This window comes from Gallibacterium faecale, from assembly GCF_027920745.1.
GTDB lineage: Bacteria > Pseudomonadota > Gammaproteobacteria > Enterobacterales > Pasteurellaceae > Gallibacterium > Gallibacterium faecale.
The window spans coordinates 16,069-27,190 of the sequence record NZ_JAQIBB010000059.1; the positions used below are offsets into that span (position 1 = coordinate 16,069).

Sequence of the window (11,122 nt, forward strand, 5' to 3'; positions counted from 1 at the left end):
TTACCGTTCATACTCTTTTGACTTGTTAGCAGAAAAAATATTGTCTTTGATGACATTTTTCACTTCATTTAATAGCAGTTTATGCACAGTGTGTAGTTTTGGTCGCTCTTTGCTGGTAAATGGCACAGGGCGACAAAGTTCCATTGTTTTAATTCCTAAACGGGCTGTCAATAAACCTACACCAACGCCTTGTGCAGCGCGTGCTGACAATTTTGCAGTTAAATCTTGAGAGAACCATTCCATCCCAACTTCACGTATCAGATCGGTTGCCCCAGCGAATGCAATATTAAATAACACCATCTTAATTAAACGAATACGACTAAAGTAACCTAATTTGACACCATAAAGTTTGGCTAATTTATTGATTAAACGCAGATGTCGCCAAGCAACAAAACACATATCAACTAAAGCTAAAGGACTGATTGCTACAATCACTGCTGACTCAATAGCTTGTTTATTAATTATTTTTTGTGCTTGCAAATCAATCGGTTGTAAAAATTCTTCACTAAATAAGCGTAATAACTCTTGAGCGGTGTAACCTTGATTTGCATAGTGTTGCCAACGTTGATAACGAGGATCTTGGACTGAAAGCTGCATATATTGCGCTAATTGTTGTGTGAGTTGCTCTCCCTCTTTTGCAGAAACTGTGGCTGAGGTGTGAGCTGTTGTATTTTGTATAGCGTGATTTTGCTGTTGTAATAACGCTAATTTTTTTAGTTGGCGTAAGTGGCGTAATTCATTGATAACAGCACTAAAACCTAAAGTAACAATGCCACTAAATACTAAAGCGAAAGCAAAATCAATCCATTGATGTTGCTGCCAAGCATCAATTAACCATTGAATTGCTTGGGCAATAACGGCAAGTGCAAACAGAGATGTAGTACCGATTAGACCTTTTTGCCACCAAGATAGTGGACGTTGTAAAGCGTAGCGTAACTCATTTTCTGCTTGATTCTGTTCTTGATAAGCCTGCTCATCAATAGCAATTTGGCTAGAATGAAATTCACGTTTTGCTTGTAAATTTTCCTCTGCTGTTGAGGATTGCTCATTGGTATCAAAGATTTTTTTCTCTTGCATTATCTTAATTTATCTCCTAATAAATATTCTAATACAGCATCAAGGCGTAGGTGTGGCAATGCCTCACCACTAATGGCTTGTTGTGGTTCAAATTGATCAAATTCAAAAGTTGTGTTTTGCCAAAAATCAGCAGTAGGTAAACGTTGTGGCACACTGCCAGGAAATAGGGTTACCAATTTTTGATCACGACTTCTGATACCTTGAATTGCTTTAAACTGTTGTCCTTGTTCTTCAACAATCACTTGTTGGGTTGCTCGGATCGCTGCAAATGCAGTGAAATCAATATCAATATGCGAGAACTGTAAATGTTCGCCTTCAGTTTGAACTAACTGTCTTAATAGACAGATTAAACTCGGAATTTGATCCGTCGTAATATGATCGGCTTTTGTCGCAGCAAAGAGTAATTTATCAATTTTCGGGGCAAATAAACGATTGAAAAAATGACGTTGCCCGTAGTGAAAACTTTGAAATAACGCACGTAATGCCATTTGCATATCAATAAAGGCTTCACGACTATGGTTTAGTGCAGTCAAACAGTCCGCTAAAATAATTTGCCGATCAAAACGAGAAAAATGTTGTTGATAAAAACCTTTAACGATTTGGTTACGATAGAAATCGTAGCGTTGTTGTAATACATAAAAATAGCTTTGTTTATTTGCTGATTTCGCTAATTGTTGCCATTGTGTTGGTGTTAAATGAATGAGAGGGAAAAATTGTAATGCGATTGATCCTTCTGCTTCACCTGGCAGAATAAAACGTCCTGGTTGGATAAAATAAAATCCAGCTGCCTTACATTGGTGTAAATATTCGGTATAACTCTTCGTGAGAGTGGCGAGAATATGTTCATCTGCTGGTGCAGTTAAATCAAGTTTATGTAACTGCTGTAACCAAGTTTGTGCCAGATGTTGGCGTTCACCTTGTTGTAATTGCTGCATAGCTAATGACCACTGTTGAAAGTTTTGTGATAACAGTGGTAAATCCAGTAACCATTCGCCCGGATAATCAAAAATATCTAAATACAGTACACCTTGTGATTTTAGGTGACGTAATAAGCTTTGAGTATGTTGATAATGAATTTCTAAGCGAGTTTCACTTAACCCTCGTGTTGATTGAGGCCAATGTGGTGGCGATTGTTCTAAAGCGAGTAAGTTTTCTTCATATTCAAAGCGAGGTAATGTCCAATTTTTTTGAGTAAGACGTTTTACACCTAAAATTTGCTGATTACGGGCAGCACTAAATAAGGGAAGTTGTGGTTTATCTGTTGTATTTAAGGATAAAAGTTGATTAATGAATCCTGTAATAAAGGTTGTTTTACCACTTTGACTTAACCCAGTAACAGCCAAACGTAATGTTTGATCAAATCCTCGTTCAATCAAGTGATCAAATTCATTCTGTAATGTTTTGAGCATAATTTTTGCCTAAAGATGGAAATATTTTTTGTTGTAATGATGTTATATAAGATGATGAAAAGCTGTACAAATATGGGTTTTAGTTTAACAAGATCAAGTTAAATTGGGAAAGTAAAAAAGAAATACGCCTTACTAAGTAGGGCGTATTATAAAAAGTAAGCTAATTAACGAGTTTCAGATAAAGCCACTTCCGCATCTGGCTCATGCGTAATACGATTACGTAAATCACGACGGACTAATTCAATTGTCCAGAACCAGAAAATATGACCAACAAATTCAGAAACGTGTTCATAGAAAGGCCATTCTGCTACTGGTGGTGTTAAACCAAGAAGAGGGAAAGTAATATAGTGAATACAGATATCACAAATAATCCCTGCTAATACCCCTTGCCATAATTTCACTTTAGGGAAGCGTTCTGCAACAACACAATATGCAATAGCAAAAACTAATGAGAAAATAATGTGGGTTACGCCAATCCAGTTAAATGCTTGATCTGCAAAAGTAAATGCAGGTGCAGTAGGATCAATACCTAAATAATCTCTTAAGAAAACATGTGGTGGATTTAAGAAAGCACGTGAACATACTTCTAACGCTTGAGAAGGATCTTTACATGCTGCCGTAAAGAGATCGAGTGGGCTACGAGGAGGGAATGGATGTTCAGCTCCCCATTTTACGAATGCAGAAAGAAGACCTGCGAAAATACCAACAAAAGCAGCAACACCATAACGGCGACGGCTTGGATCAGTTTGTTCAAATAAATTCATACAAATTTCCTAAAATTATTCATAATAAAAAAGTTAATATCATTTATTATCATTTTGAAAAATGATAAGTGCGGCATATGTTATGCCAATATTTATTTTACTCAATAAAAAAATACTTCTAATGAGTTAAATGGTTAAAGTTTATTCTGATTTGTTACTATCTAAATCGATTTAGCTAATAATTTAATTACGATTATTTTTCATTTAAATATATTGTTTAACATTTAATCGAAAAGCTAACTTGCGGTTAATATAGAGGATTGATTAAGATCGTCATTTTGATGAATTTATCGATTAATGGTCTGTATTTCCTTTTACAAAGGATTTCTCTCTCGTTAATATGCTGTTTTCGTAACGTATCAATCGAATGTAGTGCATTGCACTGGTTTTATTATGGCTTTACCAAAATATATTGTGATGTGGCTTGGTTTATTGGCAGCAAGTTCAGTGATTGCTGCACCAAGTGTTCCAAAACAAGTGTTAGATAATGGGTTAGTTTATTGCACTCATTCTTTACCCGTTTCTCTCAATCTGCAAACAGCGGATATTGGAAGTAATACCAATATTGTCGCAGATCAGATCTATAATAAACTATTTGAATTGAGCGGTAATGATAACCATGTGGTGCCATCATTAGCGACCTCTTATTATGTTTCAACCGATGGACGTACCATTACGATCAATTTGCGTCGTGGGGTAAAGTTTCATACCACAGAGTGGTTTACCCCAACACGTGATTTTAATGCAGAAGATGTAGTGTTTTCACTTAGCCGGATTATTGGTAAAAACGATGGGATTTTTCCAGTTGAAGAAGGCATTGTTAGTAGTAGCAATAAAACTTCCCAATATGATTTATTCAATGAAAAAGCAAAAAATAAGCACTCCCCTTATTTTGAGAGCATCCGTTTAAGAAATAAAATTGAGTCAGTAACCGCAGTCAATCCTTATCAAGTACAAATTCATTTAGTTTCGCCTGATTCTTCAGTGTTATCCCATTTATCTGGGCCTAATGCGGTGATTTTATCTTATGAATATGCCTTGCAATTAAATGCAGATGATAACTTAGCGCAGCTGGATACCTTGCCAGTAGGCACAGGGCCTTATCAATTAAAAAGTTATTTTAGAGATCGTAATGTACGATTAGTACGTAATGATGATTATTGGGGAGACTTAGCTAAAATTAAAAATGTGGTAATTGATGTTTCCACTACAAAAACTGGCAGACTAGCACGATTTTTAAATGGCGAATGTGACATTATGGCTTTCCCTGATGCCAGCCAATTAAAATTATTGAATGATCGGTTGCCAAGTGTCCGTATTAGTGTATCAGATAGTATGAATTTGGCCTTTTTGGCATTAAATATGAAACGTCAAGTGATACAAAATGTTGATACAAGACGAGCAATTGCTTTTGCGATTAATCGCCAACGTATTATTAAACATATCTATTATGGTACGGCAAAAGTTGCCCAAACAATTATTCCGCAAATTTCTTGGGCATCACGTTTTAATGCGACTGCATTTGATTATGACTATGATCCTGATAAAGCACGAGTACTATTAGCGAATAAACATCTTGAATTATCGTTCTGGGTAATTGATGAAGAACAAGTTTATGACCCAAATCCAATCAAAATGGCGGAAATGATTAAGTATGATTTGGCGAAAGTTGGGATTAAGGTCAATATCAAGGTAGTTTCATATAATTTCTTGAAAAAGAGTGTTGAAGAGGGCAGAGATAATTACGATATGATTCTAACTGGCTGGGTAACGAATAATCTTGATCCAGATAGTTTCTTACGTCCAATTTTAAGCTGCCCATCACAAAGTACAATTTCCAATTTGAGTAGTTGGTGTCACCCGCCATTAGATGCACTATTAGTGAAAGCATTACAAACAGATGTACAGCTATTAAGATCATTAGATTACGATATGGCACAACAATTAATTGTACGTCAAGTACCGATTATTCCGATTGCTACTGTGAATAATGTATTAGTGGCCAATAATCGTGTAAATGGAATTAATATGACACCGTTTGGCAATATCCATTTTCGTGCATTATCGTTAAATGAGGTGCAAAAATGATTGTTGCATTAATCCGACGTTTATTTTTAATTTTTATTTCTTTGATCGTATTAACGATGATGTCTTATTGGATCATGTTAAAAGATCCATTAAATCAAGTGTTATTTGGTAGCTCATTAATTGAAGGCTATTTTAGTTATATTAAACAGTTACTGACAGGGGATTTTGGTATTACTTATGTTGGTGGTGAATTATTACGCGATCAAATTCTTGCCGTATTACCCTCTACGTTAGAACTCTGTGTCGCTGCACTGATTTTAGCTTTACTATTCGGGATTCCTTTAGGTTTTCTCGGTGCGCTTAATCGTGGTACAGTCGGCACAGTTATTCGAGGTATTTCTTCGGTTGGTTTATCTATTCCCGTATATTGGATTGGCTCTATTTTGCTTTATTTGGCTGCCATCTATAATTGGGAAATTTCTTCGGTAGGACAATATAATGCCTTGTATGAAATCAAACCGATTACAGGCTTTGCGATTATTGATGTCTGGTTTGTGGAAGAACCTTATCGAATTAAAATTGTGCAAAGTGTATTGCAACATTTGGCATTGCCAACATTAGTATTAATGATTACGCCGGTAATGGAAATTATTCGTTTAACTCAGTATCGAGCAGAACAAGTGGTATCTGCAAACTACACAAAAAGTGCATTAATTCGTGGCTGGTCAAAAATGAAAGTATTGCGTGTCTATTTATTGCGTAATACGTTAGGGCCAATCCTACCGCAGATTATCCGTACCTTTACCTTAACTTTAGCGTCTTGTATGTTAATTGAAAATATTTTTAACTGGTCAGGCATTGGACAATGGTTAATCGCCGCCTTATCAGAACAGGATTATAATGCAGTAGCGATTGGGGTAATGGTCATTGGCGTAATTGTACTATTCATCAATTTATTAGCAGATTTAAGTGAATTTCTGTTAGATCCTTATAAGAAAAAGGCTTGGTATGATTGAACAACGTGCAGAAGATTTTCGTATTACCAATACTATTTCCGCAATTTGGTCTATTTTTAGACAGAATAAAATTGCGTTGTTCAGTTTATTCTGTTTTTCTGCATTAATTACTATTGCCGTATTGGTGCCTTATTTATCACCCTATTCTCCTGAACAACAATTTATTGGTAAAGAATTAATGCCGCCATTTTGGGATAAATCAGGTGATCTGATTTTTTTATTAGGAACAGATGATATTGGGCGTGATCTGTTTAGTCGAATTTTATGGGGTGTACATTATACCTTTGGTTCAGCGTTAATTATTGTCCTTGCTATTTTGCTGGTAGGCGGCGCATTAGGTTTATTGGTAGGTATTAATCAAGGCGTAAAATCACGAACCTTGAAATATTTGGGAAATATCTTTCTCTCTATTCCGATTTTATTAGTGGCAATTATTATTGCCGCATTAATGGAAAGTGGGCTACAAAATGCAATGTTAGCGATTTTTTTAGCCTTATTGCCTCATTTTATTCACCAAATTGATAATGCAGTACAACAAGAGTTACAAAAAGATTATGTAGTATTGCTTCGCTTAGAGGGAATTTCAAAATATTTGCTATTAAAAGAAACCATTGTGCCTAATATTTTTCCTGTCTTTGTTAGAGAGATTTCACGCATTTTTATTTTGGCAATTATGGATGTCAGTGCATTAAGTTTTATTTCATTAGGAGCAGCATCAACTGTACCAGAATGGGGAGCAATGATTCGTGATGCGTTAGACTTATTATATATTGCACCGTGGGCAGTTGTGTTACCTGGTACAGCAATTATGTTCTCAATTCTGGTTATTATTGTCCTCAGTAATAGCTTGTTACGTGCTTTTCATAAATATCATTCATAAGTAGGAGATCTTAATCTTATGGCATTACTGGATATTCGTAATTTATGTATTGATATTAAGACTGCAAACGGCAAGGTTCGTATTGTTGATAATGTGAATCTTACCTTAAATGAAGAAGATATGTATGGCTTGGTAGGTGAGTCTGGTTCGGGAAAAAGTTTAATTGCAAAGGTTATCTGTAATGCAGTGAAAGAAGATTGGATAATCAGTGCAGATCGTTTTCGGTTTAATGATGTGGAGTTATTGAAATTATCTACATCAAAGCGGCGAAAATTAGTTGGCAGACAAATCTCAATGATTTACCAAGATCCCTTAACCTATCTCGATCCAAGTAAAACGATTGGTGCACAATTAAAACAAAGTATTCCAAGTTGGACATTCAAAGGAAAATGGTGGCGTTGGTTTGGTTGGAAAAAACGCCGAGTCATTGAATTATTACACCGAGTAGGGATTCGTGATCACCGTGATATTATGCGCAGTTATCCTGATGAAATTACTGAAGGTGAAGGGCAAAAAGTGATGATTGCGATGGCGATTGCTAACCAACCGCGGTTATTAATTGCTGATGAAGCAATTAATACATTAGGAACCAATACACAAACGCAAATTTATCGTTTATTACTAGGGATGAACCAAAATCACGGCACAACGATTTTATTTTTGAGTAGTGATTTGGTATCAGTAAGTGAATGGTGTAACACCCTAAATATCTTATATTGTGGGCAATCAGTAGAATCAGGACCAAAAGAGATGATTATGGAATCGCCATTTCATCCTTATACTAAAGCGTTAATGAATTCTAACCCTGATTACAATGTGCCATTAGGACCAAAAACACAATTAAACGCTTTACCGGGAATGGTGCCGTTATTGACAAATTTGCCGATTGGTTGCCGTTTAGGACCTCGCTGTCCATTTTCACAACGTAAATGCGTGATTAAACCACCAACTCGCCGTGTGAAACAACACGAATATGCGTGTTATTATCCGCTTAATATGCGAGTACATTCCGTAGCCGCTGAAAAAATTGAACCAATTACGATTCAAGCAAATCAACTAGATAAAGATGAGTAATGACGATGAGTGAAGTTGTTTTACGTGTTGAAAACCTAACCAAAACCTTTCCTGCCAGTGGTAGTGCGTTATTTAATCGAGCTTTTGATGCAGTCAAGGATATCTCTTTTCAGATCGAACAGCGTAAAACCCTAGCGATTATGGGAGAAAATAGTTCTGGAAAATCCACTTTAGCTAAAATGATTGTTGGAATTACAGAACCAACAGCAGGCGATATTTTTTTCAGAGATCGGTTATTAAAATTTGGTGATTATTCATTTCGTTCTAAACACATTCGGATGCTATTCCAGGATCCAAATGCGACCTTTAATACACATTTAAATGTCGGGCAGACATTAGATTTACCTTTACGTTTAGCGACTCCTTTATCCGAAGAAGAACGTAATCAAAAAATCTTTCAAACACTGCGTTTAGTTGGCTTAGCACCTATTCATGCCAATATCCGTTTTAGTGATTTAACGATAAGTCAAAAACAACGGATTGCATTAGCACGTACGCTGATATTGGAACCAGAAGTTATTATTGTTGATGATGCGTTAAACTCCTTAGATTCGTTAGTTAGGGCACAATTAATTAATTTGTTGCTGAATTTACAAGAACGACTCGGTATTGCGTATATTTATATTGGGCAAAATTTAGGAATAATTAAGCACATTGCTGATCAATTATTGGTGCTGCACGAAGGGCAAATTATTGAATATGGCGATACATTAGATGTGATTGCAGATCCACAAGCAGAGCAGACCAAGAGGCTACTACAACAATAAAAAAGAAATGTGCGCCGTATTGGCGCACGTAGTTTTCAATGAAAACAACTATTTTTGCTCACTATTCTTTTCAATCGCTTCTACAGGATTGCTAGTTAAATTAATGTCTAATTGATTAAAAGGAATATCAATACCAGCTTTATCAAATTCTAGTTTAATCTTTTCCATAATCGCAAAATGAACACCCCAGTAATCGGTGGTATTTACCCAAGGACGCACAAATAACTGCACACTGCTTGCGGCTAATGCACCCACAGCAATTAATGGTTCAGGGGTTTTCAAGATACGAGGTTCTTCCGCTAAGCAACGTGCAATAATTTCTTTGGCTTTAGCAATATCCGCTTCATAAGAGATATCAAAAATAAAATCAATACGGCGTGTTTGATTCATTGAATAGTTAGTAATCTTTTGCGTAAAGATCTGATTATTTGGAACTAAAACCGTTTTATTATCGCCAGTACGTAATTCCAACATTAATAAACCAATTTGGGTAACTGTCCCAGAACCACTAGCGACTTCAATAAAATCACCTTTTCGGAAAGGTTTAAAAATTAGAATCATCACGCCAGCAGCAAAGTTTTGCAGTGAGTTTTGTAGAGATAAACCAATCGCTAAACCAGCAGCACCAATTAATGCTACAAGAGAAGTTGTATTAATACCAAGTTGTGAAAGAGCAGCGATTACCACAATAAGTAATAACGCAAAGTAGGAAATGGAACGAATAAATTCACTGAGCATTTCATCTTTAACAGTGCGATTAATCATTGCTGCTAATAACTTACTGATAAATCTTGCTAGACGTTTCCCAATTAGAAAAATAATGATCGCAAGCAAAATTTTTAGAGAATAAGGCACAACCCAATCATTAAAAAAGTTTAGAAGTTGTTGTTGACTAAAGAGGGAATGCCAATCCACATTTTGTAAATCGAGAGAATTAGTTAGGTTACTTTCAACAGCTTTTGTATTTTCCGCCATAATTGCTCCTGTTAATAAAAATGAAAGCCAATTATTATAATTATGTAAACAGAAAGATCAAATTGAGAAGGGGCAGTTAAATAGGGTAATGATAAAGATAGGGGGATATGGCGTTAATCTGTAGAAGAGCAAGTCTGATCTTCTACAGCTAATTTAGTGGATCACTACAGAGAGTCTATGTTTTAAACCCATCACAATTTCAACATTAATAATCTGTCATCAATAGGGGATGATTGAAATCCATAATTTAAATAAAATTGTCTTACATTATCGTTAAGAGCGTGCACTAATAAAGCTTTTACTCCGACTTGTTCTGCGACAATTTTTGCTCGCAATACTGCATCTTTAAGTAAAGCTGCACCTAATTTTTGCCCTTGATATTTCACGTCTATAGCGAGTCTTCCTAGTACAATAACGGGAATTGGTTCTGGCATATTGCGCCTTAATGCACTGGATACCAACTGATGTGTTACTGATCCTGCGGCTAAAGCATAAAAACCAACAACAACATTTTCTTTGCAAATCACAAATGTTCTACTTGCGTGACTTTGTTGATTTTTCAATGCGTTATGCTTAAGCCATAAATTTAACACTTCTTCACCACAATCAAACAAGCTCACATGATGATGAGACTGTAATAATTCAGGAGCAGAATACATTTGTTTATTCCCATGGCGATTTAATATTCATTAATTTTTCTAGACCGGAATTTGTTGAATTAGATTGTTCCAATGCCTCAATGAAGTGATTAAATTTTTCATCATTCAATTGGAATACTGTTCTATCTAAAATCACATTTTGTGCATAAATACAAGCGGCATCTAGCATAAAATCAGAACGGGTTTTACCCAGCAAAGAAGCAGCATAATCAATTAAATCACGCTGACTAGTTTGGGCTCGTAAGTTAATCGCTGCAGTACGCATAATGAATCTCCATTATTTACTAATACACAATCAATATACAAATTATATTGTGTATCGATTGTGTATGCAACGCGATTGTAATAGATTTAATTAATTTAAAAAAAGAACCCTTGGAAAGAAGAGCTTAATAATGATTATGCTGGTTTTGGAATATTCGTAGTTTTATAAAAGATGGCAATTCTGGATTTTTTGGATAATCAATTTCCTA

At 35.6% G+C, this 11,122-nt stretch carries 11 protein-coding genes; 5 read left to right on the plus strand and 6 right to left on the minus strand.

What is annotated here, in order from left to right; genetic code table 11:
• From PF272_RS06480 to PF272_RS06490, 3 genes are all read right to left on the minus strand, one after another.
• Entirely contained in the window at positions 1–1,077 is a 1,077-nt protein-coding gene (locus PF272_RS06480; protein ID WP_271142120.1) for a YcjF family protein, read from the minus strand.
• Positions 1,077–2,486 carry a YcjX family GTP-binding protein gene (locus tag PF272_RS06485; protein WP_271142121.1) on the minus strand — a complete coding sequence of 470 codons (1,410 nt, stop codon included), beginning with the start codon at positions 2,484–2,486 and terminating at the stop codon, positions 1,077–1,079. Before PF272_RS06485 ends, PF272_RS06480 begins: the two co-directional genes overlap by 1 nt.
• Before the next feature lie 164 nt (positions 2,487–2,650).
• Positions 2,651–3,250, minus strand: coding sequence for a YagU family protein (locus tag PF272_RS06490; protein ID WP_271142122.1), 600 nt, complete (start codon positions 3,248–3,250; stop codon positions 2,651–2,653).
• A 393-nt stretch (positions 3,251–3,643) separates the two neighbouring features.
• Between PF272_RS06490 and PF272_RS06495 the strand changes: the two genes are divergently transcribed.
• Genes PF272_RS06495 through PF272_RS06515 form a run of 5 tightly spaced genes read left to right on the plus strand, consistent with a single transcriptional unit; the run spans position 3,644 to position 9,015 of the window.
• Positions 3,644–5,338, plus strand: a complete 1,695-nt coding sequence (locus PF272_RS06495; RefSeq protein ID WP_271142123.1) for an ABC transporter substrate-binding protein — start codon at positions 3,644–3,646, stop codon at positions 5,336–5,338.
• The gene (locus PF272_RS06500) at positions 5,335–6,294 is read left to right on the plus strand and encodes an ABC transporter permease (protein WP_271142124.1); all 960 of its coding nucleotides are present in this window, start codon (positions 5,335–5,337) and stop codon (positions 6,292–6,294) included. Before PF272_RS06495 ends, PF272_RS06500 begins: the two co-directional genes overlap by 4 nt.
• Positions 6,287–7,174: an ABC transporter permease subunit gene (locus PF272_RS06505; RefSeq protein WP_271142125.1), complete on the plus strand. Its 888-nt coding sequence runs from the start codon at positions 6,287–6,289 to the stop codon at positions 7,172–7,174. The genes PF272_RS06500 and PF272_RS06505 overlap by 8 nt, the downstream gene beginning before the upstream one ends.
• 18 nt (positions 7,175–7,192) lie before the next feature.
• Positions 7,193–8,248 carry a peptide ABC transporter ATP-binding protein gene (locus PF272_RS06510; RefSeq protein WP_271142126.1) on the plus strand — a complete coding sequence of 352 codons (1,056 nt, stop codon included), beginning with the start codon at positions 7,193–7,195 and terminating at the stop codon, positions 8,246–8,248.
• Between the two features lie 5 nt (positions 8,249–8,253).
• Positions 8,254–9,015 carry an ATP-binding cassette domain-containing protein gene (locus PF272_RS06515; RefSeq protein WP_065234934.1) on the plus strand — a complete coding sequence of 254 codons (762 nt, stop codon included), beginning with the start codon at positions 8,254–8,256 and terminating at the stop codon, positions 9,013–9,015.
• A gap of 48 nt (positions 9,016–9,063) precedes the next feature.
• On the opposite strand, the gene PF272_RS06520 is transcribed toward PF272_RS06515, so the two are convergent.
• The 3 genes from PF272_RS06520 to PF272_RS06530 form a co-directional block, all read right to left on the minus strand.
• Positions 9,064–9,990, minus strand: a complete 927-nt coding sequence (locus tag PF272_RS06520) for a mechanosensitive ion channel family protein (RefSeq protein ID WP_271142127.1) — start codon at positions 9,988–9,990, stop codon at positions 9,064–9,066.
• Between the two features lie 191 nt (positions 9,991–10,181).
• Positions 10,182–10,649, minus strand: coding sequence for a GNAT family N-acetyltransferase (locus PF272_RS06525; protein ID WP_271142128.1), 468 nt, complete (start codon positions 10,647–10,649; stop codon positions 10,182–10,184).
• A gap of 4 nt (positions 10,650–10,653) precedes the next feature.
• Complete coding sequence (locus tag PF272_RS06530; protein WP_271142129.1) at positions 10,654–10,914, minus strand: type II toxin-antitoxin system TacA family antitoxin; 261 nt, start codon at positions 10,912–10,914, stop codon at positions 10,654–10,656.
• Positions 10,915–11,122: the final 208 nt, after the last annotated feature.

Excerpts from the sequence above, each read along its gene's own strand:
- PF272_RS06495 (WP_271142123.1), top strand. The coding sequence starts at position 3,644 with ATGGCTTTACCAAAATATATTGTGATGTGGCTTGGTTTATTGGCAGCA.
- PF272_RS06480 (WP_271142120.1), bottom strand. The coding sequence starts at position 1,077 with ATGCAAGAGAAAAAAATCTTTGATACCAATGAGCAATCCTCAACAGCA.
- PF272_RS06500 (WP_271142124.1), top strand. The coding sequence starts at position 5,335 with ATGATTGTTGCATTAATCCGACGTTTATTTTTAATTTTTATTTCTTTG.
- PF272_RS06515 (WP_065234934.1), top strand. The coding sequence starts at position 8,254 with ATGAGTGAAGTTGTTTTACGTGTTGAAAACCTAACCAAAACCTTTCCT.
- PF272_RS06525 (WP_271142128.1), bottom strand. The coding sequence starts at position 10,649 with ATGTATTCTGCTCCTGAATTATTACAGTCTCATCATCATGTGAGCTTG.
- PF272_RS06530 (WP_271142129.1), bottom strand. The coding sequence starts at position 10,914 with ATGCGTACTGCAGCGATTAACTTACGAGCCCAAACTAGTCAGCGTGAT.
- PF272_RS06490 (WP_271142122.1), bottom strand. The coding sequence starts at position 3,250 with ATGAATTTATTTGAACAAACTGATCCAAGCCGTCGCCGTTATGGTGTT.
- PF272_RS06510 (WP_271142126.1), top strand. The coding sequence starts at position 7,193 with ATGGCATTACTGGATATTCGTAATTTATGTATTGATATTAAGACTGCA.
- PF272_RS06485 (WP_271142121.1), bottom strand. The coding sequence starts at position 2,486 with ATGCTCAAAACATTACAGAATGAATTTGATCACTTGATTGAACGAGGA.
- PF272_RS06505 (WP_271142125.1), top strand. The coding sequence starts at position 6,287 with ATGATTGAACAACGTGCAGAAGATTTTCGTATTACCAATACTATTTCC.
- PF272_RS06520 (WP_271142127.1), bottom strand. The coding sequence starts at position 9,990 with ATGGCGGAAAATACAAAAGCTGTTGAAAGTAACCTAACTAATTCTCTC.